This is a genomic window from Alphaproteobacteria bacterium, from assembly GCA_020638555.1.
Lineage (GTDB): Bacteria > Pseudomonadota > Alphaproteobacteria > Bin95 > Bin95 > JACKII01.
Genome location: JACKII010000002.1, coordinates 1,177,035 through 1,197,680 on the forward strand (window position 1 = coordinate 1,177,035; position 20,646 = coordinate 1,197,680).

17 protein-coding genes are annotated in these 20,646 nt (G+C 66.9%); 10 read left to right on the top strand and 7 right to left on the bottom strand.

From position 1 onward, the window contains the following. The first annotated feature begins 61 nt into the window (after window positions 1-61). Genes H6844_11325 through H6844_11340 form a run of 4 tightly spaced genes read left to right on the top strand, consistent with a single transcriptional unit; the run spans window position 62 to window position 3,433 of the window. On the top strand, window positions 62-1,075 hold the full coding sequence (locus tag H6844_11325; protein ID MCB9929988.1) for a methyltransferase domain-containing protein: 1,014 nt from the start codon (window positions 62-64) through the stop codon (window positions 1,073-1,075). Window positions 1,076-1,116: 41 nt separating this feature from the next. Next, window positions 1,117-1,731, top strand: coding sequence for a transcriptional regulator (locus H6844_11330; protein MCB9929989.1), 615 nt, complete (start codon window positions 1,117-1,119; stop codon window positions 1,729-1,731). Between the two features lie 26 nt (window positions 1,732-1,757). Then, entirely contained in the window at window positions 1,758-2,195 is a 438-nt protein-coding gene (locus tag H6844_11335; GenBank protein MCB9929990.1) for an acyl-CoA thioesterase, read from the top strand. Next, the gene (locus tag H6844_11340; protein MCB9929991.1) at window positions 2,192-3,433 is read left to right on the top strand and encodes an acetyl-CoA hydrolase; all 1,242 of its coding nucleotides are present in this window, start codon (window positions 2,192-2,194) and stop codon (window positions 3,431-3,433) included. The genes H6844_11335 and H6844_11340 overlap by 4 nt, the downstream gene beginning before the upstream one ends. Before the next feature lie 142 nt (window positions 3,434-3,575). Here H6844_11340 and H6844_11345 read toward each other — a convergent pair whose 3' ends face one another. From H6844_11345 to H6844_11360, 4 genes are read right to left on the bottom strand one after another with little or no spacing between them, the layout of a single operon-like run. Beyond that, entirely contained in the window at window positions 3,576-4,322 is a 747-nt protein-coding gene (locus H6844_11345; protein MCB9929992.1) for a hypothetical protein, read from the bottom strand. A 4-nt stretch (window positions 4,323-4,326) separates the two neighbouring features. Then, window positions 4,327-6,393 carry an RNA polymerase sigma factor RpoD gene (rpoD, locus tag H6844_11350; GenBank protein MCB9929993.1) on the bottom strand — a complete coding sequence of 689 codons (2,067 nt, stop codon included), beginning with the start codon at window positions 6,391-6,393 and terminating at the stop codon, window positions 4,327-4,329. 41 nt (window positions 6,394-6,434) lie between these two features. Continuing rightward, complete coding sequence (locus tag H6844_11355) at window positions 6,435-8,273, bottom strand: DNA primase (GenBank protein ID MCB9929994.1); 1,839 nt, start codon at window positions 8,271-8,273, stop codon at window positions 6,435-6,437. Window positions 8,274-8,320: 47 nt separating this feature from the next. Continuing rightward, window positions 8,321-8,779, bottom strand: coding sequence for a GatB/YqeY domain-containing protein (locus tag H6844_11360; GenBank protein MCB9929995.1), 459 nt, complete (start codon window positions 8,777-8,779; stop codon window positions 8,321-8,323). Between the two features lie 299 nt (window positions 8,780-9,078). On the opposite strand from H6844_11360, the gene carA reads away from it, so the two are divergent. From carA to H6844_11385, 5 genes are all read left to right on the top strand, one after another. Beyond that, a complete protein-coding gene (carA, locus tag H6844_11365; protein MCB9929996.1) occupies window positions 9,079-10,266 on the top strand; it encodes a glutamine-hydrolyzing carbamoyl-phosphate synthase small subunit in 1,188 nt (395 codons plus the stop codon). A gap of 8 nt (window positions 10,267-10,274) precedes the next feature. After that, complete coding sequence (carB, locus tag H6844_11370; GenBank protein MCB9929997.1) at window positions 10,275-13,529, top strand: carbamoyl-phosphate synthase large subunit; 3,255 nt, start codon at window positions 10,275-10,277, stop codon at window positions 13,527-13,529. Between the two features lie 220 nt (window positions 13,530-13,749). Continuing rightward, window positions 13,750-14,226 carry a transcription elongation factor GreA gene (greA, locus tag H6844_11375; GenBank protein MCB9929998.1) on the top strand — a complete coding sequence of 159 codons (477 nt, stop codon included), beginning with the start codon at window positions 13,750-13,752 and terminating at the stop codon, window positions 14,224-14,226. A gap of 32 nt (window positions 14,227-14,258) precedes the next feature. Beyond that, window positions 14,259-14,633 (top strand): GFA family protein, encoded by a 375-nt coding sequence (locus H6844_11380; GenBank protein MCB9929999.1) that lies wholly within the window; start codon window positions 14,259-14,261, stop codon window positions 14,631-14,633. Between the two features lie 46 nt (window positions 14,634-14,679). Then, window positions 14,680-15,828 carry an acyl-CoA/acyl-ACP dehydrogenase gene (locus tag H6844_11385; protein ID MCB9930000.1) on the top strand — a complete coding sequence of 383 codons (1,149 nt, stop codon included), beginning with the start codon at window positions 14,680-14,682 and terminating at the stop codon, window positions 15,826-15,828. A gap of 301 nt (window positions 15,829-16,129) precedes the next feature. On the opposite strand, the gene H6844_11390 is transcribed toward H6844_11385, so the two are convergent. Continuing rightward, a complete protein-coding gene (locus tag H6844_11390; protein MCB9930001.1) occupies window positions 16,130-17,500 on the bottom strand; it encodes a CoA transferase in 1,371 nt (456 codons plus the stop codon). A 79-nt stretch (window positions 17,501-17,579) separates the two neighbouring features. Here H6844_11390 and H6844_11395 point away from each other — a divergent pair, with 79 nt between their 5' ends. Beyond that, a complete protein-coding gene (locus H6844_11395) occupies window positions 17,580-18,731 on the top strand; it encodes a helix-turn-helix domain-containing protein (GenBank protein MCB9930002.1) in 1,152 nt (383 codons plus the stop codon). 6 nt (window positions 18,732-18,737) lie between these two features. Here the strand turns inward: H6844_11395 and H6844_11400 are convergent, their stop codons facing one another. Together H6844_11400 and H6844_11405 are read right to left on the bottom strand one after the other, a co-directional pair. Further along, window positions 18,738-19,901: an acyl-CoA dehydrogenase family protein gene (locus H6844_11400; GenBank protein MCB9930003.1), complete on the bottom strand. Its 1,164-nt coding sequence runs from the start codon at window positions 19,899-19,901 to the stop codon at window positions 18,738-18,740. 123 nt (window positions 19,902-20,024) lie between these two features. Beyond that, window positions 20,025-20,636: a hypothetical protein gene (locus H6844_11405; protein MCB9930004.1), complete on the bottom strand. Its 612-nt coding sequence runs from the start codon at window positions 20,634-20,636 to the stop codon at window positions 20,025-20,027. Window positions 20,637-20,646 lie beyond the last annotated feature (10 nt).

Sequence of the window (20,646 nt, forward strand, 5' to 3'; positions counted from 1 at the left end):
CGAGGGGCATGCGGTCGTGGATTGTCGTTCCAAGTCCTAAAACGAGTGGAAGGACCAAGAGGTGAAGGTCATCACCGAAGCAGAAGAGATTTCCAATATCGCATTTGGTTTTATGGCTTCCAAAGCCTTGTTTGTTGCCCTGCATTTGGACGTTTTCACTAAACTTTCCGGAGACTCGAAAAACGCCAAGGCCATTGCGCAGGAGGCCGGCGTACCGGAGAACCGCGTTCTGACCATCATGACCGTGCTCACCACCATGGGGCTGGTGACGCGCGAGGGCGATGCCTACACCAATTCGCCGGGGGCGGAGGCGTTCCTGGTCCAGGGTGCGCGCTATGATTTCAGCGATTACTTGCGCCTGCAAATCGACCGGCAGATGTATCCGTTCATGCAGCAGCTCGAAGGCGTCGTGACCGACAATCTGTCGCCCGACGACGTCGATTCCTATGCCAAATGGATGGAAAACGAGGAAGAGGCGCGGCTCTACAGCGAGTCCCAGCATGCGGGCTCGCTCGGGCCGGGGCGGACGCTGGCGCGGATGGTGGACTTTTCCGGCGTCGACCACCTGCTGGACGTGGCCGGCGGCACCGGCGGCTTCGCCATCCGGCTCTGCCAGGCCAACCCCAATCTGCGCGTGACCATTCTGGACTTTCCGAACGTGGTCGCGCTCGGCCGGGAGAAAGTGGCGGAGGCCGGGCTGTCCGACCGGATCGAGTTCATCGGCGGCAACGCGCTGGAATCGGAATGGCCGAGCGATGTCGGCGCCGTGCTGATGAGCTATCTCTTCAGCGGCGTGCCCGGCGATGCGATCCCGGAACTGGCCCGCCACGCCTACGACGTGACCCGCCCCGGCGGCCTTTATCTGGTGCACGACTTCATGGTGGAGGATGACCGCTCCGGCCCGACGCTGGCGGCGTTGTGGCAGTTGCAGCACCTGGCCTTCACGCCGGATGCACGCTCGTCGACGCCGTCCTGGGTCGCCGGCATCATGGAAGGCGCCGGCTTCGGCCATATCGAGACCGAAACCCTGATTCCGGGCATGACCAAGCTGGTCTGGGGGCGGAAGCCGGAATAAGCTGCCGTTCCATCCGTTTTCGCCCGCAAAAGGCCGCCGCCATGCCCACCCGCGACCCCGCCCTGCAACGGCTGCTCGACGCCCTGTTGACCGGATTGCAGGCGGGTGCGGCGGACTGGCCGGGCGGGGAGGCGGCCCTGGCGCGGGTGCGGTCCCGTCTGGCGCAGGCGGAGCCGGCGACCGGCGCCGCGCCTCCGGCCGAGGCACCTCCCGCGGTGGCCGAGGCATTGCAGCCGGCGCTGGCGTCGGCCCGTGCGGCCGGTGGCTCCGTGGCCGCCGCGGCCGCGGCGCTGGCGGACTTGCTCCCCGCGATCACTTGGTATGCGCGCCAGGGCGAGGAGACAGTGTGCGAGAATTTCGCCGACCGCCATGCGCTCGCCACCCTGATCGGCTCCGCCGACCGGCCGGGCGTGCTGGAGGCGCGCGACGACGTGCGCGTCGGCATCTCGCTCGTGGTGCCGGAAACGCCCTATCCCGACCATCGCCACCCGCCGGAAGAACTGTATCTGGCGCTGACGCCCGGCGCGTGGCGCCAGGACCTGGGACCCTGGTTCGAGCCAGGGCCGGGCGGCGTGGTGTTCAACACCTCCAACATCCTGCACGGCATGCGCGCCGGCGCCTCGCCGCAACTGGCGCTCTGGTGCCTGCCGTCCTGATCCTTCCCTATTGCTGAGAGACCCCCATGGCCCGCAGTGACTTTCGCTTTTCCTGGCCGACGCGCGTGCGCTATTCCGAAGTGGACAATCAGGCCATCGTCTTCAATGCGCACTATCTGACGTACTTCGATACGGCGATTACCGAATACATCGTCGCCATCGGCCTGGACTATGAGGGCGAGGTGGACCGCAGCGGCCACGACTACCATGCGGTTCGCGGCGTGGTGGAATGGAAGCAGCCCATCGGCAAGCGCGAGGATATCGAGGTGTTCGTGCGCCCGGGCCGCATCGGCCGGACCAGCCTGACCTTCGTCTTCGAGATTCACCCGGCCGGCGAGGAAGATTTGCGCACGACGGGGGAGGTGGTCTGGGTCTATACCAACCAGGAAACCCACCAAAGCGCGCCGCTGCCGCAAATGCTGCTGGACATGTTAGACGCCTACGAGAACGGCAAACCCGCATGAGGATCGACCTCTCCCCCTATATCAAGCCCGGCGACCTGGTGTTCTGCGCCCAGTTGGGCGGCGCGCCGCAAAGTCTGGTCAAGGCCCTGATCGGGCAGGCCGAGCGATTGGGGGGCGTGCGGTTCCTGAACAGCTTCCCCCTCGACCCCGGCGCGGATCGGCTGACGAGCGAGGGCGTGCGCTACCTCTCCATGGACGGCTTCGGCGTGAACGCGAAGCTGTTCCAGGCCGGCAAGCTGGAGATCGTGCCGGCCCATTTCAGCGACTATGCCCGCCTGTTCCATGACGGGCTGCTGGTGCCGGACGTGGTGTTCTGCACCGTGACGCCGGCGGACGAGGCCGGCCGCCGCTCGCTGGGCCTGTCGCTGGACCATGTGCGCGACGCCATGGAATGCGCGCGGGTGGTGCTGGCGGAGGAAAACTCGGCCATGCCCTGGACCCATGGCGACAGCGAGATTTCCGGGGATTTCCTCACCAAGGTCTTTCCCGCGACGCAGCCGCCGGACCTCTGGCAGGCCCGCGCGCCCGGCCCCGTGGACCATGCCATCGCCGAGCAGGTGGCCCGCCTGGTGCCGAACGGCGCGACCTTCCAGTACGGCGTCGGCGCGACGCCGGACGCCATCGCCCGCGCCCTGGTCGGGCACAAGGAGCTGGGCTGCCATTCCGGCAGCCTCGCCGACAGCTATGTGGAACTGGCGGAAGCCGGTGCGATCTCGAACCGGCACAAGGAGATCGACCAGGGCTTTACCGTGGTGACGTCGCTCTATGGCTCGCAGCGGCTGCTGGATTTCGCCCATCGCAACCCGCAATTGCTGATGCGCCGCGGCCGCTACACCCATTCGGCGGAGGTGCTGCGCAATTTCCGCAAATTCTACGCGATCAACTCCGCGCTGGAAGTGGACCTGACCGGCCAGGTGGGCTCGGAGGCCGTGGACGGGCGCTATATCGGCGCGGTCGGCGGCCAGGTGAATTTTCACCGCGCGGCGTTCGAAGCGCCGCAGGGGCGGGCGATCATCACCCTCGGCGCCACCGCCGGCAAGGCCAAGCGGCCCCGGATCGTGCCGCGGCTCTCCGGCCCCGTCACCACGGTTCGGGCCGACGCGGACGTGGTGATCACGGAGTTCGGCATGGCGGAATTGCGCGGCAAGACCCTGGTCGAGCGGGCCGAAGCGATGATCGCCATCGCCCACCCGGACCATCGCGCCGACTTGCGCCAGGCCATCGACACGCTGGCCTAGGCGTTCCGTACCCCGGAGGTGGCGGAGCCGCCGTCCGGGGCCGGTTGCGGCGTGCGAACACGGCTGGCGGTGGTGTTCGCGAGGGCGACCGGTCCCGGCCCGCCGCTCCGCGACGGCCGGGAAACACAATCGGGGTTTTGAATCAGACCGGCAATTCCCAGTCGGGCTTGGCCGGCAGGCTGGAGGCGGCGCGGACGATGGCGAATGTGGCGCTGTCTTCCGCCGGAGCCTCGTCCCAGCGGGCGCGGACGGCGCGCGGGTCCCAGGCCAGCACGTCGCCCGGCTGCCAGGCATGGCAATGGCCGAATTGCGGTTCCTCCGCGGTGCGGACCAGCGCCTGGCCGACCGGATCCTGAGACGCCGCGCGGCGGGGAGGCGGGTAAAGCACGGTCGCGCCGGTCAGCGGGTGTTCCAGCAGCACCGGACGCATCGGGCCGTCGAGCGAGTGGGCGAAATGCAGGCCCTCTGCGTCTTTCAGAGTCTCCGGTGCGGTCATGCGCAGGGAATCGGCGGCGGCCTCCATGCCGGCGAGCCAGAGCGGCGGCAGGGCCGCATCGCCGGTCCCGACGACGCAGGCGAGGGGTAGAGAGGCGGTTCCGTCCGCGCCGACCATGCTCCATTCGGCACTGCCGGGAATGCTGGCGGAGACGGCAATCAGCGTCTTGCCGGCGATGGCGCGGCCGAGCGCGGCGGCGCAACGGGCGGGGTCGGCACAGCCGCGGAACAGCAGCGCGCCGCCCACCTGCCAGAGGTCGCGCACCATCGCTGCCAGTTCGTCCGACAGCGTGTCGAGATCGACGCCGCGCACTTCCAGCCCGACGGCGGGAGAGAGCGGCTCGACCAGGATCGCGTCGTCGGCCGCTGTCGTGGGAGAGACGGCGGCTTGCATCGGCCTAGGTGTCGAGGAAGGAGCGGAGCTTGCGGCTGCGGCTCGGATGTTTCAGCTTGCGCAGCGCCTTCGCCTCGATCTGGCGGATGCGTTCGCGCGTCACCGAGAACTGCTGGCCGACTTCCTCCAGCGTGTGGTCGGTGTTCATGCCGATGCCGAAGCGCATGCGCAGCACGCGTTCCTCGCGCGGGGTCAGCGAGGCGAGCACGCGGGTCGTGCTTTCGCGCAGATTGCCCTGGATGGCGGCATCCAGCGGCTGCACCGCGTTCTTGTCCTCGATGAAATCGCCCAGATGCGAGTCTTCCTCGTCGCCGATCGGTGTTTCGAGGGAGATCGGCTCCTTGGCGATCTTCAGCACCTTGCGCACCTTCTCCAGCGGCATGTGCAGCTTGAGCGCCAGTTCTTCCGGCGTCGGCTCGCGGCCGATTTCGTGCAGCATCTGGCGCGACGTGCGCACCAGCTTGTTGATCGTCTCGATCATGTGCACCGGAATACGGATGGTGCGCGCCTGATCGGCGATGGAACGGGTGATCGCCTGGCGAATCCACCAGGTGGCATAGGTCGAGAACTTGTAGCCGCGGCGGTATTCGAACTTATCGACCGCCTTCATCAGGCCGATATTGCCTTCCTGGATCAGGTCGAGGAATTGCAGGCCGCGATTGGTGTATTTCTTGGCGATGGAAATCACGAGGCGCAGGTTCGCCTCGACCATTTCCTTCTTGGCGCGGCTGGCCTCACGCTCGCCCTGTTGGACGGCGGTGACCATTTCGCGGAATTCGTCGAAGGGCAGGCCGACATTGTGGCAGATGTCGACGATGTCGCTGCGCAACTCCTTCGCCTCTTCGGCATGGGTCTTGCAGAACGCCTTCCACTCTTTCTTCTGGCTGATGGAGCGCAGCCATTTCGGATCGGTCTCACGGCCGCGCCAGTCTTTCAGGAAGACCTCGCGCGGCACGCCCGAGTCGAGTGCCATGCGCAGAATCCGGCCTTCGATGGCCACGATCTGCTTGTTGCGGGCGTAGAGATCTTCCATCAACTGGTCGATCTTGGTGTTGTTCAGGCGGACCAGCGCCATGCGCTCCGCCATGGCCACCTGGAGTTCGAGATAGCGGCGCGCGGCCTCCTCGCTCAACTCCTCGCCGCCTTCCATCTCGGCAAGGCGCGCCTGCTGCATGGCGATCAGGCCCGGCTGCAGGTCCGCGACCGCGCCCAGCGCAGAGGCCACGCCCGGCAGGACGGCCTGTTCCATGGCCGCGAGCGACAGGTTGTTCTCGGTGTCGTCGTCGTCCTCGGACTCGGATTCGTCTTCCGTTTCTTCGCTCTCGTCATCGTCGGCCATGCGCGCCCGGCCATTGCTGCCGTTGGCACCATTCGCGGCGGCGCCATTGCGATGGCCGTTGACCGACTTGGAATCGGAGTCGTCGTCGCCGGCTTTGGCCTCGGTGCCGTTGCCGTTCGCGGCGGCGCCGTTGCCGTTGGCCGTCTGGTTCTTCTGCGTCGAGGCCGACTGGTCCGCGCCGAGGGTGGCTTCCAGGTCGATGAACTCGCGCAGCATGATCTCGCTGTCGCGCAGGCGCCGCCCCCATTCCACCACCGACATGATGGTGAGCGGGCTGCGATAGAGCGCGGTGATCATCTTGATGCGGCCGGCCTCGATCCGCTTGGCGATGGCGATTTCGCCTTCGCGGCTCAGCAGTTCGACCGACCCCATCTCGCGCAGATACATGCGCACGGGATCGTCGGTGCGGCCGGTGTCGTCGTCGACATTGCCGCTGGCGGCGCGCGGTTCTTCCTCGCGCTCGGCCGCCGCCGGCGTGCTTTCTTCGCTTTCCTCGGACTCGACGACGTTGATGCCCAGTTCGGACAGCATCGCCATCGTGTCTTCGATCTGCTCGGACGACACCTGTTCGGACGGCAGGGCCTGGTTCAACTCGTCATAGGTGACGAAGCCACGCTCCTTGCCGCGCTTGACGAGAGCCTTGATCTGCGCGCTGTCATCGCTGACCAGCGTATCCTGACCCTCTTCGCGCGTTTCGGTGGCTGCGTCCTGGTTCGCTGTTTTGGCGGCCATATTGTTTCTCGTCCCGCTTACCCGAATACTCTAACTTATACCTAACCCTGACCATCCGCCAGTCGCTGCCGTTCGGCCGCAACCAAGCGGGTGAGCCGGTCATAGGCTCCAAATTCGTCATCCAAGATTGCGGCCTGCTGCCGCAAATCCGCAGAGACACCGTCACTTTCGATGGATTTGAGCAAATCCGCCACCGCAGTGCGGGCCTCTTCCAATGCTACTGCGTCGCTGTTACGAACCGCCGGTATTGCCGTCTGGGCTGACACGATCATCGAGGAGATCAGGGCTGTCATGTCCGGCGCCGAAGCGACTCCTTCCATTAGCTGTGTCATGAAGCGACCAGCGTCAAGGTCATTATGGGTGACAAGTACGCTTAAAATTCGGTTGCGCAAACTGTCAAGCGCGTTGTCGCGCAATGGAATCGCGGCGAATCGCTCGGCCACTTCCTCTGCCAGAACAGGGTGCAAGACCAGCAATCCCAGCAACACGCGCTCGCGCTGATGCGCCAGGTCCCCGGGATTCGGCCGGCGATTCGGCCGTAGCCGACGGGTGGGCTCACCGGTCCAGGGGCGCCGGCGGTTGCGATGACCGGCGGTCGCGTCCGCCGGCGGGGCCGCGGGCGTAAAGGCCGCACGCAGCCGCTGGCGCATATCCTGCTCGTAATAGGCGCGCACGGTCTCGTCGGCGATCCGCTGCACCTGCGCCAACAGCGCGCGGTGAAAGGCGGCGCGGCGTTCGGGCGACGTCGGCGGGTTGCGCTCGGCTTCCGCCTGCCACAGCACATCCGCCAGCGGCGTCGCCGCGGCCACGATGGCCTCCACCGCTTCGGTGCCCCGGCGTCGGACCAGCGTGTCCGGGTCCTCGCCTTCCGGCAGCAGGGCAAAGCGCAGCGACTTGCCCGGTTTCAGGCCGGGCAGGGCGCGTTCGGCGGCGCGGATGGCGGCGGCGCGGCCGGCGCGGTCGCCGTCGAGGCAGAGCACCGGCTCCGCCGCCAGGGTCCAGAGCAGGCGGATCTGGTCCTCGCCGATGGCGGTGCCGAGCGGGGCCACGGCCTCGGCAATGCCCGCCTGGGCGAGGGCGATCACGTCCATATAGCCTTCGACCACCAGCACCCGATCGGATTGATGCGCCGCCTGCCGGGCGGAGGCGAGGCCGTAGAGCACGCTGCCCTTGTGGAACACCGCGTTTTCCGGCGAGTTCAGATATTTGGGCTGGGCATCGCCCAGGGTCCGGCCGCCGAACGCGATCACATGGCCCTGCCGGTCGGTGATCGGGAACATGATCCGGTCGCGGAAATAGTCGGTGACGCGGCCGTCGTCGCGGCGCTTCATCAGGCCGGCTTCGACCAGTTGGTCTTGCGAGATTCCGTCCGGCGTCAGACTGGCGGCCAAGCTGCCATAGGCGGACGGTGCATAGCCCAGCCGGAAGCGGCGGATGGTGGCGTCGTCCAGGCCGCGATCCTTGAGATAGGCCAGGGCTCCGCGGCCGGCGGGCATGCGAAGTTGCGACTCGTAGAATTCCGTGGCGATGGCCAGCGTGTCCATGGCGGTCTTCGCGACCCGGCGGCGCTGTTCCATCTCCGGGCCTTCGCTGGGCACGTCCATGCCGGCCAGGGCGGCGACGGTTTCCACCGCCTCGCGGAAGGTCAGGCCTTCCACCTCCATCAGGAACGAGAATACGTCGCCATGCTTGCCGGACGAGAAGCAGTGATAAAACCGCTTGTCGTCGTTCACGAAGAAGGATGGCGTTTTCTCTTTGTTGAACGGGCTGAGGCCCGCCCATTCCCGCCCCTGCTTGCGCAACTGCACCCGCCGGCGGACCACGTCCGACACCGGAACCCGGGTTCGCAAGTCGTCGAGAAAGTCCGGCGGGATACTCATGTCATGCGAAGACTCGTGTCATGTGAAAACGTGTCACTGTTACAACGTTAACGCATCAACCGCGCCTTGGCGACCGCGCTGGCCTTGGCGAAATCCATGGTGCCGGCATAGCGCTCGCGCAGCGCCGCCATCAGCGGCCCCATATCCTTGATGCCGCCGGCGCCGATATCGGCGATGACGGAGTCGACGGCGGCGGCGACCTCGTCCGCGCTCAGCTGTTTGGGCAGGAAGCGCTCGATGATGTCGACCTCCTCCCGCTCCTGCTGCGCCAGTTCGAGGCGACCGCCTTCCTCATACAATCTAATCGATTCCTGCCGCTGCTTAATCATCTTCTGGAGCAGTTGCAGAATTTCGTCGTCGCCGATGCCATCGGTGACGCCGTCGCTGCGCGCGGCAATGTCCCGATCCTTGATCGCGGCCGAGATGAGACGCAATGTCGATACCGCGCGGACGTCCTTGGCGCGCATGGCGTCTTTGAGTTGTTGGGAAACCAGAGACCGCAGCATGGCGTTTCTCTCCTTGGCTGATGGGGCGGCTGCGGACCGGCCGAAACCGGAGCAACCGACTAAAGATTGAGTGTCGGACAATTCGTCCTTTTCGCTAACTCATTGATTTAACGAATATTATAGCCAATGGCGCAACTTGACCTTTTGCGGGTGATCGCCTATCTAAACCGCCTAGCTGTCGGCCGCAGACGCGCCTCTCATAGGTGGCAACGTGTCGGGCCGTCAAGCAAGGCGAAACTCTCGTAGGTTTTGTCGGCTCGTGGCAACCGATCGCCTCGCTCTGGCCAGACGAAAGTCCGATGTCAAATACGAATGAATCCGCTGCGCCGCTCGCCGGCGCCATACAGCCGCGCGGCGCGACCGCTGCCCTGGTGCTGGCCGATGGTTCGGTCTTCTGGGGCAAGGGGATCGGTGCGACCGGCCAGACCGTGGGCGAGGTGTGTTTCAACACGTCGATGACGGGGTATCAGGAAATCCTGACCGATCCCTCGTTCGCCGGCCAGATCATCACCTTTACCTTCCCCCATATCGGCAATGTGGGGGCGAATGCCGAGGATATCGAGACCGGCACGTCGGCGGCGCGCGGCTGCATTCTCCGCATGGACATCACCGACCCGTCGAACTTCCGCGCGGCCGAGCATCTGAACGCCTGGCTGACCCGACAGGGCCTGATCGGCATTGCCGGCATCGACACGCGGCGTCTGACCCGCCGCATTCGCGACGGCGGTGCGCCGAACGGCGTTGTCGTGCACGCGGCCGACGGCGTGCTGGACCTGGAGGGCGCGCTGGCGGCGGCGCGGGCCTGGCCGGGGCTGGAAGGCATGGACCTGGCGAAAGAGGTGTCCTGCACCCAGACCTACGACTGGTCGCAGACCCGATGGCGGCTGGGCCAGGGCTTCGGCGCGCTGGAGCGGCCGGACCGGCATGTGGTGGCGGTGGACTACGGCGCCAAGCGCAACATCCTGCGCTGCCTCGCCAGCGCCGGCTGCCGCGTGACCGTGGTTCCGGCGACGGCGACGGCGGAGGACATTCTGGCCCACAAGCCGGACGGCCTGTTCCTGGCCAACGGCCCCGGCGACCCGGCGGCAACGGCGGAATATGCGGTGCCCACCCTCCGGACGCTGCTGGAGAGCGGCCTGCCGATGTTCGGCATCTGCCTCGGCCACCAGTTGCTGGCGCTGGCACTGGGCGCCAAGAGCTACAAAATGGCCATCGGCCACCGCGGCGCCAACCATCCGGTCAAGGATCTGGCCACCGGCAAGGTGGAGATCACCAGCCAGAATCACGGCTTTGCCATCGATGCGGAGACACTGCCGGAGGGCGTCACGGCCACCCATGTCTCGCTGTTCGACGGCACGCTCGAAGGGCTGCGGGTCGAGGGTCGGCCGGTGTTCTCGGTCCAGTATCATCCCGAGGCCTCGCCGGGGCCGCACGACAGCCATTATCTGTTCCACCGTTTCGTCGAAGCCATCGATCAGGCGCGCTAGGTCCCGACATGCCCAAACGCACAGACATCAAGTCCATCCTGATCATCGGCGCCGGCCCGATCGTCATCGGCCAAGCGTGCGAGTTCGATTATTCCGGGGCGCAGGCGTGCAAGGCGCTACGCGAGGAAGGCTATCGCATCGTCCTGGTGAACTCGAACCCGGCGACGATCATGACCGATCCGAACCTGGCCGACGCCACCTATGTGGAGCCGATCACGCCGGAGATGGTCGCCAAGATCATCGAGAAAGAGCGGCCGGACGCGCTGCTGCCGACCATGGGCGGGCAGACGGCGCTGAACACGGCGCTGGCGCTGGCCGACAACGGCACGCTCGCCAGGTTCAACGTGGAGCTGATCGGTGCCAAGCGCGACGCCATCGCCAAGGCGGAGGATCGCGAGCTGTTCCGCGATGCCATGACCCGCATCGGCCTGGAATCGCCGAAAAGCCAGATCGCCAACACCTGGGACGAGGCGCGGGCCGCGCTGGAGGGCATCGGCCTTCCCGCCATCATCCGTCCGTCCTTCACCCTGGGCGGGCAGGGCGGCGGCATCGCCTACAACCGCGACGAGTTCGAGCAGATCGTGCGCAACGGCCTGGAGGTCTCGCCGGTCGGCCAGGTGCTGGTCGAGGAAAGCGTGCTGGGCTGGAAAGAGTATGAGATGGAGGTGGTTCGCGACCACGCGGACAACTGCATCATCATCTGCTCGATCGAGAATATCGACCCGATGGGCGTGCACACGGGCGATTCGGTGACGGTGGCGCCGGCGCTGACGCTGACCGACAAAGAATACCAGATCATGCGCGACGCCTCGATTGCGTGCCTGCGCGAGATCGGCGTGGACACCGGCGGCTCGAACGTGCAGTTCGCGGTCAATCCCGAGACCGGCCGCCTGATCGTGATCGAGATGAACCCCCGCGTTTCGCGCTCGTCGGCGCTGGCGTCGAAGGCCACGGGCTTCCCGATTGCCAAGATCGCGGCCAAGCTGGCGGTCGGCTACACGCTGGACGAGCTGGACAACGACATCACCCGCGTGACGCCGGCCTCGTTCGAGCCGACCATCGACTATGTCGTCACCAAAATGCCCCGCTTCACCTTCGAGAAGTTCCCGGGCTCGGACCCGTTGCTGACCACGTCGATGAAGTCGGTAGGCGAGGCGATGTCCGTCGGGCGCTGTTTTGCCGAATCGCTGCAAAAGGCCTTCCGGTCGATGGAAACCGGCCTGACCGGGCTGAACGAAGTGTCCATCCCCGGCAGCGACGATCCGGAGGTGATCCTCGCCGCCCTGGCCCAGCCGCGGCCGGACCGTCTGCTGACCATCGCGCAGGCCTATCGCGCCGGCCTCTCGACCGAGACCATTCGCCAGGCCTGCAAATACGACCCCTGGTTCCTGGAGCAGGTGCGCGCCATTGTCGAGGCCGAGAACGGCGTGCGCGCCAACGGCCTGCCGGAGGATGCGCAGGCGTTGTGGCGCTTGAAGCGCATGGGCTTCAGCGACGCGCGCCTCGCCGAACTGGCGAGTTCGAAGGAAGCGCATGTCGCGGCGCTGCGCCACCGGCTGGACGTGCGCCCGGTCTACAAGCGCATCGATACCTGCGCTGCGGAATTCGCCAGCGAAACCCCGTATCTCTATTCCTGTTACGAGGGCGACGGCTCCATCCCGCCCGAATGCGAGGCGGAGCCGACCGACCGCACCAAGGTGATGATCCTGGGCGGCGGGCCGAACCGGATCGGGCAGGGGATCGAGTTCGACTATTGCTGCGTCCATGCGGTGTTCGCGCTGCAGGAAGCCGGGTACGAGACCATCATGGTCAACTGCAACCCGGAAACCGTCTCCACCGACTACGACACCGCCGACCGCCTGTATTTCGAGCCGCTGACCGCCGAGGACGTGATCGAGATCGCGCGCAAGGAGCAGTCGAAGGGCACGCTCAAGGGCGTGATCGTGCAGTTCGGCGGCCAGACGCCGCTGAAACTGGCGGAGGCGCTGGAGACCGCCGGCATCCCGATCCTGGGCACCTCGCCCGATGCCATCGACCTGGCGGAGGATCGCGAGCGCTTCCAGGACCTGATCACGAGGCTGGACCTGCGCCAGCCGCCGAACGGCATCGCCCACTCGCTGGAGGAAGCCGAAGCGGTGGCCGCGAAGATCGGCTATCCGGTGCTGCTGCGGCCGTCCTATGTGCTGGGCGGCCGGGCCATGCAGATCGTGCACGACCGGGAAGGCCTGGTGAACTACATCGCGACGGCGGTGCAGGTCTCCGGCGACAGCCCGGTGCTGGTCGACTCCTACCTGAACGACGCCATCGAGGTGGACGTGGACGCGCTGGCCGACGGCACGGACGTGCGCGTCGCCGGCATCATGGAGCATATCGAGGAAGCCGGCGTGCATTCCGGCGACAGCGCCTGCTCGCTGCCGCCCTATTCGCTGTCCGCCGATACGGTGGCGGCGATCGCGCGCCAGGCCGAGGCGCTGGCCAAGGCGCTGAACGTCGTCGGGTTGATGAACACCCAGTTCGCGGTGCGCAAGGAAGACGGCCAGGATGCGATCTACATTCTGGAGGTGAACCCGCGCGCCAGCCGCACGGTGCCGTTCGTCGCCAAGGCCATCGGCGCGCCGATCGCCAAGATCGCCGCGCGCCTGATGGCGGGCGAGAAGCTGGCGGATTTCCCGCCGATCAACCTCACCCCGGACCATATCGCGGTCAAGGAGGCGGTGTTCCCGTTCGCCCGCTTCCCCGGTGTCGACACGCTGCTGGGGCCGGAGATGAAGTCGACCGGCGAGGTCATGGGCCTCGACCGGGATTTCGGCCGCGCCTTCGCCAAGTCGCAGCTCGGCGCCAGCGCCATGCTGCCCTGCCACGGCACGGTGTTCCTGTCGGTGCGCGACGGCGACAAGCCGGGCATCGTGCCGGTGGCGCGCCGGCTGGCCGAGCTGGGCTTCAAGCTGGTGGCGACCGGCGGCACGCTCAGGGCGCTGGAAGCCGAGGGCCTTTCGGTCGGCCGCGCCAACAAGGTGATGGAAGGCCGGCCGCACATCGTCGACTCGATCCGCAACGGCGAAATCGATCTGGTGATCAACACCACCGAGGGCAAGCAGGCGGTGACCGACAGCTTCAGCCTGCGCCGTGCCGCGCTGACCGAGCGGGTGCCGTACTACACGACCATGGCCGGCGCGCGGGCCGCGGTGGAGGGGATTGCGGCCCTGCGTGCGGGTGATCTTGAAGTTTCCCCGCTTCAGGACTATTTTAACGGATCGTTCTAGCCTGATGGCAGGCGATAAAACCCTACCAGTCGATCAACCCGGCGTTTGACAAGGGGCAACGGCGGGTCTTTACCGGCTTGTCGGGCCTCCGCACCTGTGGCGCGGAATGGCGCGCGCCGTCGAATGGCGTCGATCTGGCAGGATTTTACTGGGAGACATATCATCGCGGGCTCGGCCAGTTGAGGTCCGGGCGCGACGATTACGCTTTGGAGGTTTTCGTATGGACAAGGTCCCAATGACGCCCGCGGGCTATCAGCGGCTGGAGGAAGAACTGCGCCGCTTGAAATCCGAGGCGCGCCCGTCGGTGATCCGGGCCATTGCGGAAGCGCGCGCGCACGGCGACCTGTCGGAAAACGCGGAATACCATGCGGCGAAGGAAAAGCAGGCCTTCATCGAAGGCCGGATCGCCGAACTGGAAGACAAGACCAGCCGTGCCGAGATCATCAACCCGGTCAACATGGCCGGCAGCGCGAACGTGAAGTTCGGCGCGACCGTGACCATTGTCGACGAGGACACGGAGGAGGAGTCGGTGTTCCAGATCGTCGGCGCTGACGAGTCCGACATCGACCATGGCCGCATCTCCATCACCTCGCCCATGGCCCGTGCCCTGATCGGCAAGGAGGCCGGCGACCAGGTGGAGGTCAACGCGCCGTCCGGGTCGCGCTTCTACGAGGTGATGAAGGTCGAGTACGTCTAGGCCCGGACAGGCGGGCCGACCGGGAGGGCAGGATGCCGGACTATCACGGTGGTTGCCATTGCGGTGCGGTCCGCATCACTGTCCGCCGGGATGCGCCGGTCGACAGCCTGACCGACTGCAATTGCTCGGTCTGTCGCAAGAAAGGCATCCTGCATCTGGCGGTGCCGGAGGCCGACCTGACCATCGACCGGGGCGAGCAGGCGCTCACGCTCTACCAGTGGCGTTCCCACACGGCGAAGCACTGGTTTTGCCGGCATTGCGGCATCCATGTCTTCAACCGCCCGCGCATGCATCCGGAGCGCTACAGCGTCAACGCGCGCTGCCTGGACGAGTTCGACGCGATCATGCCTAATGTGACCCTCGTCCCTTTCGACGGCCAAAACCATCCGAAGGACCGGCAGGGCTGACGCCGTCTTCCGCCGCCGGTCCGGCTGACCCCAAGGACCGCGGCCCATGCCCTACAAGACCTTTGGCTTCTCGCAAGAGCAGGTGATGATGCGCGACTCGGTGCTGGGCACGCTGAACCGCGTGCTGCCCGAGGCGAAAATCCTGGAACTGGAGGCCGACAGCGCCTATCCGGCCGAGGCGTTTCAGGCGCTGGCCGAAGCTGGCTGGCTCGCGCTGCCGTTCGAGGAACGCTATGGCGGTGCCGCGGCCTCGAACAAGGACTTGGCCGTCTTTATTGAGGCGCTGGGTTATCACCATGCGGGCATCACCTCGGCCTTCATGACCACGGTGATCTATGGCGGCCTGCACCTGCAATTCCATGGCGCCGACTGGATGAAGCGGGAGTTGTTGCCCAAGGTGATCGGCGGCAAGCTGCGCATGGCGGTCGGCTATTCCGAGCCCTCCGGCGGCTCGGACGCCGCGGCGATCCTGACCCGGGCAAAGCGGGATGGCGATGACTATGTCATCAGCGGCCAGAAGGTGTTCATCACCAACGCCCATGTCGCCGACTATCTGGTCATCACCGCCAAGACCGACCCCGGCGCCGGCCACAAGGGCCTGTCGCTGTTTCTGCTCGACACCAAGCTGCCCGGCGTCACCATCCGCAACCTGAACCCGATGGGCCGCCGCACCTCGCTGCCGAACGAGGTGTTTCTGGACGAGGTGCGCGTGCCGGCCTCGCATCTGGTGGGTGAGGAAAACCGCGGCTGGCCCCTGCTGATGCGCGGCCTCAACATGGAGCGCATGCTGCTGGCTGCGGCCAGCGCCGGGCAGATGATGAAGATCATCGAGATCGCCAAGGACTGGGCGACCCAGCGCAAGGCGTTCGGCCAGACCATCACCGAATTCCAGGCGATCAGCCACAAATTCGCCGACATGGCGATGATGACCGAGACCGCGCGCCTGCACACCTACAGCGTCGCCGATAGGCTGGACGCGGGCGAGGACCCGGTGTTGGAAACCGCCATCGCCAAGACGGTGGCAACCGAATACAACATGATCGTGGCCGACCTGGGCGTGCAGATCATGGGCGGCGCCGGCTATATGGACGGCCGCATGAGCCAGCTCTATCGCGACGCCCGCGTCGGCCCGATCGGCGGCGGCTCGTCCGAGATCATGCGCACCGTGATTGCCAAGCGCATGGGCGTGATTTAACGGCCAGGCGCGTCGGGGGCGGTTCCTGCCGTGAGTTTTCACTTCCTCCCGCTCCGTTTCCCGCTCCTTGTCATTCCCATTTCCCCGGGCTTGACCCGGGGGCCATGCCTGAGACTTTCCCCAAAAATCCGGCGCTTGTGAGATACGCTCAGGCATGGCCTCCCGCCTCCGCGGGAGCAATGGGAGATAGACCGAGAGGTGAGCCGATACCACCGCTTTTGGTGCAAAAGGCCGCTCTGGCATGGACCCCGGGTCAGGCCCGGGGAAGCGGGGGGAGGGGGAAGGCGGGTTGTTAATGCCCTCACCCCCACATCGGTGCGGACCAGCCGAGTTCGCGGGCCGGAAGATTCCAGCGCGCGGGTGCCCCCTCGACCGCAACCGGGAATAGCGGCCGCCGCGCCGGCCCCCAGTCGGTGGCCTCGATCCGAGCGTCCCAGTCCGCTTCGGTTTCCGCTGCCATGCCGTCGCCGGGCGTGCCGCGTTTCGAGCCGATCAAGAGGTGCGCCACCCTTGCCAGCGACAGGCGGGCGGACCAGACGGTGCCCGTTTCCATCCGCTCGTTCAGGGCGTGCAAGACCGCGGCGGCCAGCAGATAGCCGGTCGCCATGTCCAAAGCCTGCACCGGCAGCGGCGTCGGCTTCGCCGCCCCGCTGAGGCGCATGCCGTAGTCGGCAATGCCGCTCGACATCTGCACCAGGCTGTCGAAGCCGCGGCGGGTGGCCCAGGGGCCGGTCCAGCCATAGGCGTTCAGGGAGACGTCGATCAGGCCCGGCCGGATCGCCCACAGACGCTCGCCGCCATAGCCGAGCCGTTCCAATGCGTCGGCGCGATAGCCGTGCAGCAGCACATCGGCCTCGGCCAGCAGAGTCTCGAACACGCGCCGACCCTCCGGCGTTTTCAGGTCGAGCCGCGCACAACGCTTGCCGAGCGTCACCTCCGGCACCACGCCGGGCTCGTCCCAGTCCGGCGGGTCGATGCGCAGCAGGCCGGCGCCGTAGCCCGCCAGAAACCGCCCGGCGACCGGCCCGGCCAGGACGCGGGTCAGATCCAGGACTTTCAGCCCGGCCAGCGGCCGGTCGGCCGGCGCCTCGCGGCGACGCGGTGCGTGCTCGCCCCAGGCGCGCCAGTGCACCAGGGGCTCCGCGGCGACGGCCTGCCCCTGCGGATGCAAGGACCATTCGTGCAGGTCGTGCATCACCGCCGCACAGCCGCCCGCCGCGACCACGGCCCGTTCCAGATCTCGCGCCTCCCAGGTGGCCACCGCCGGTTCCAGGCTCGCCCGGTCGGCGTGGTCCCCCAGCACCGAGAGCGCCGCGGCGCGATGGTGCGGCGCGTTGGTGTGCAGGCGGATCCAGCGGTCCTTGGCGCGGTAGTCGCCGGCAATCGGGTCCCAGGCGGGCGGCATCTGCCAGCCCTGCGGCCGCACCGTCATGCCGAACCAGAACGAGGCCAGCCGCCGGTCCGCGGTCACCGCGGTCGGTTCGCCGGTCCGCAGGGTGCGGTGACGCGCCAGCATTTGCCCGGCCGCGCCCATGCTCGCCGCCGCCAGACCGCTGACATCGAACCAGGCGGGCAGGTCGCCGCTGCCGGTTTCGCCGAAGCGGACCCGAAGGCCGTCGCGTCCCGCCCGTGGGTAGGCCGCGAGGATGGAATCGAGAAGGCCGTGGGACATGACCGAGGGCTCCTTCATGCGTCGGCCGACAGGGAATTCGCTTCTGGACAAACGGTCAATCTTGATCAAGATAATCAATATGAAAAATGAATCCGACCCCGCCCATTGCATTGCCACCGCGGCCGAGGTCTGCAAGACGCTCGGCATCAGCCGCGACACGCTTTACGCCTATGTGAGCCGCGGCCTGCTGCGCGCCGCCCCGCATCCGAGCGACCGACGGCGGAGCCTCTACGACCATCGCGATGTCGAGATGTTGCGGGCGCGCAAGCACCGTGGCCGCTCGCGCCGGGCGGTGGCGGAATCGACCATCAACTGGGGCGAGCCGATCCTCACCTCGAAGATCACGCGCATTGCCGACGGCCATTACCATTATCGCGGCCGGGATGCGGTCGAATTCGCCAGTCGTGCGTCCCTGGAGGACGCTCTGGCCTTGCTGGCGGAGGTGCAGCCGAGGGCGCCGGTGCGCCTGCCCGCGGACTGGCGGATTCCCGATTACCGCCTGCCGTTCGACCGTGTCCTCGGCATGCTGACGGCGGAGGCGGTGGCTGGCCGCGTTGGCGACGGCCGACCACGGGCGGCGCAGTTGCTGCGGCTGGCGGCGTTGAGCGCAGCGGGGCAGGGCGGTGGCGATCATCCCGACCGGCCGATGCACGAGCTTCTGGCCCGCGCCTGGTCGAACCGACCCGAGGCCGCGGACGCGATCCGCTCTGCCCTGGTGCTCTCGGCCGATCATGAGTTGAACGCGTCCGCCTATGCCGCACGGGTCGCGGCGTCCGCCGGGGCCTCCCTGCCGGCCTCCCTGTTGGTGGGGGTTGCGACGCTCTCGGGCAATCGCCATGGCGGCATCACCGCGCGCTGCCGCGACTGGGTGATGGCCATGGCCGGGCCGAACCCGCCGGACTGGCGGCAAAGCGTGACGGACGATCCGGCGCCGCCGCCGGGCTTCGGCCATCCGCTCTATCCGGATGGCGACCCGCGGGCGAAGGCCCTGTTGCGGCTGTTTCCGGAGGCGGACACCTGGCACGCCATCGCCGCCGACGTGCAGGCCCTGACCGGGCACCACCCGACCATCGATTTCGGCCTGGCCCTGGTCGAGTGCGAGCTGGGCCTGCCGGAAGGCGCGGGCATGGCGATTTTCGCGGTGGGCCGCATGGCCGGCTGGACCGCCCACATTTTCGAGCAGCGTCGCACCGGCCAGATCATCCGCCCCCGCGCCGCCAGCGAGGAGTAACCCGCTCTATTTGCGCGCGTACTGCACCGAGGCCCGGCCGACGGTTTCGCGGGCGATGATCATTTTCGAGACCTGGGCGGTGCCGTCGCCGATTTGCAGGCCCAGCACGTCGCGCATGCGCTGCTGGTGCGGCAGGTCCTTGGAATAGCCCAGATGGCCGTGCGTCAGCAGGCATTGCTGGATGGTGTCGGTCGCCAGCTTCGGCGCCCACCATTTGCACATGGCGGCTTCCTTGGTGTGCTCCATGCCCTGGTCGCGCAGCCACAGCGTCTTGTGGCAGAGCAGGCGCGCCGCCTGCAACTGGGTGTCGAACTCCGCCAGCGGGAAGGTGACGCCCTGGAATTCGGCGATGGGGCGACCGAAGGCCTGGCGTTCCAGCGTGTAGGGCCAGGTCTCGTCCAGGCTCGCCTGGGCCGAGCCGATGCACATCAGGCCGATCAACGCGCGCGAGTAGTCGAAGCCCTGCATCACCTGGGTGAAGCCGCCGCCCTCGTTGCCCACCATGCTGTGCGCCGGCACGCGCACGTCCTCGAACCAGATCGAGCCGCGGCCGACGGCGCAGGTGCCGAGGTCGTTGTAGGCCGAGCGGGTCACGCCCGGGCTGTGCAGGTCGACCAGAAACGCCGTGACGCCGCGGGCGCCGTCCTCGACCGCGCCGGTGCGGGCGGCGACCAGACAATGGTCCGCCTGCGCCGCCGACGAGATCGAGGCCTTCTCGCCGTTCAGGATGAAATGGTCGCCGTCGCGCCGGGCGCGCAGGATCAGATTGGCGGCGTCGGTGCCGCCGCGCGGCTCGGTCAGGCCGAGGGCGATCATCAGGCTGCCGTCGATGTATTGCGGCAGCACCTCCGCGGCGACATCGGGCTTGGCATGGCGGGCGACGACGCCGGCGCACAGCATGGTCAGCAACTGCACGTAGGAGACCGAAAGATCGCCATAGCCGATTTCCTCGATCAGCACGCCGGCGGTGAGGCCATCGACGCCCAGGCCGCCGAACTGCTCCGGCAGGTCCGGCGCGATCAGGCCCAGCGCTCCCATCTCGGCCACCATCGCCCGGTCGAACCGGCCTTCGGCCTCGCGGGTCTGGTAGTGCGGCAGCAGCTTCTCGCGGGCATAGCGGCGGGCGGTTTCCTGAAGGGCGCGCTGGTCTTCGGTGAGGCCGAAATACATGGGACTGGCTCGTTTTTGATTGGAGGCAGGGTCTGTTCTCGCAACCCGCACGTCGGCGATCAATCACAAAAAAGAGCGGCTCCATGGAGCCGCTTCTCCGGAACAACGGCCGGCAGATCAGTATCAAGCGTTCCGACGACGCCTCTGCAGCACGGCGCCGCAGGCCAACACGCCCAGGCCCATGGCCCCCAGCGTGGCGGGTTCGTTCACGGCTTGATCGTCCGGACCAGGGTGAACCGCGCCGCTGCCGAAAAGAGAGACATGCGAGATTGACCCCTGGCCGGCAAAGAAGTTCCTGGCCTCGATGGTTTCCTTGCCGTCCCAAAGGAACTCGTGCGTCAGATCGAACAGATACCAATTGGGGGATGCGTTGCCGTCCTTGATCAGGAGCCAAGCCGTCGGGCCGACGATCAAACCGCTGCCATAGGTGATGGTGGCGTAGGTCGGATGGCTATCCGTGTGGGAAAACACGGTTTCGTAGCTTCCGGCCAAGGTCTTTTCTTCTCCGCTGGAGACGTTGTCCTTGTAGAACTCTGTCCCGACGTCGATGCCCATCTGATCGATGGCTGCGAGGATCTGAGAAGTGCCGTTCTCGTCGCCCGAAGCCGCGATGTCGGTGGGAGAGAGTGTGGCTGCGTCGATGACCAGGGCCTGCGCCCCTTGCGACAGGACTGCCCCGAACAGGATTACGCCCACCCCGACCGTTCGGAGAGCGCGAATTCCGAAACTATACATTTCAATCTCC

Excerpts from the sequence above, each read along its gene's own strand:
- H6844_11330 (MCB9929989.1), top strand. The coding sequence starts at position 1,117 with ATGCCCACCCGCGACCCCGCCCTGCAACGGCTGCTCGACGCCCTGTTG.
- H6844_11335 (MCB9929990.1), top strand. The coding sequence starts at position 1,758 with ATGGCCCGCAGTGACTTTCGCTTTTCCTGGCCGACGCGCGTGCGCTAT.
- H6844_11340 (MCB9929991.1), top strand. The coding sequence starts at position 2,192 with ATGAGGATCGACCTCTCCCCCTATATCAAGCCCGGCGACCTGGTGTTC.
- H6844_11345 (MCB9929992.1), bottom strand. The coding sequence starts at position 4,322 with ATGCAAGCCGCCGTCTCTCCCACGACAGCGGCCGACGACGCGATCCTG.
- rpoD (MCB9929993.1), bottom strand. The coding sequence starts at position 6,393 with ATGGCCGCCAAAACAGCGAACCAGGACGCAGCCACCGAAACGCGCGAA.
- H6844_11355 (MCB9929994.1), bottom strand. The coding sequence starts at position 8,273 with ATGAGTATCCCGCCGGACTTTCTCGACGACTTGCGAACCCGGGTTCCG.
- H6844_11360 (MCB9929995.1), bottom strand. The coding sequence starts at position 8,779 with ATGCTGCGGTCTCTGGTTTCCCAACAACTCAAAGACGCCATGCGCGCC.
- carA (MCB9929996.1), top strand. The coding sequence starts at position 9,079 with ATGTCAAATACGAATGAATCCGCTGCGCCGCTCGCCGGCGCCATACAG.
- carB (MCB9929997.1), top strand. The coding sequence starts at position 10,275 with ATGCCCAAACGCACAGACATCAAGTCCATCCTGATCATCGGCGCCGGC.
- greA (MCB9929998.1), top strand. The coding sequence starts at position 13,750 with ATGGACAAGGTCCCAATGACGCCCGCGGGCTATCAGCGGCTGGAGGAA.
- H6844_11380 (MCB9929999.1), top strand. The coding sequence starts at position 14,259 with ATGCCGGACTATCACGGTGGTTGCCATTGCGGTGCGGTCCGCATCACT.
- H6844_11385 (MCB9930000.1), top strand. The coding sequence starts at position 14,680 with ATGCCCTACAAGACCTTTGGCTTCTCGCAAGAGCAGGTGATGATGCGC.
- H6844_11390 (MCB9930001.1), bottom strand. The coding sequence starts at position 17,500 with ATGTCCCACGGCCTTCTCGATTCCATCCTCGCGGCCTACCCACGGGCG.
- H6844_11395 (MCB9930002.1), top strand. The coding sequence starts at position 17,580 with ATGAAAAATGAATCCGACCCCGCCCATTGCATTGCCACCGCGGCCGAG.
- H6844_11400 (MCB9930003.1), bottom strand. The coding sequence starts at position 19,901 with ATGTATTTCGGCCTCACCGAAGACCAGCGCGCCCTTCAGGAAACCGCC.
- H6844_11405 (MCB9930004.1), bottom strand. The coding sequence starts at position 20,636 with ATGTATAGTTTCGGAATTCGCGCTCTCCGAACGGTCGGGGTGGGCGTA.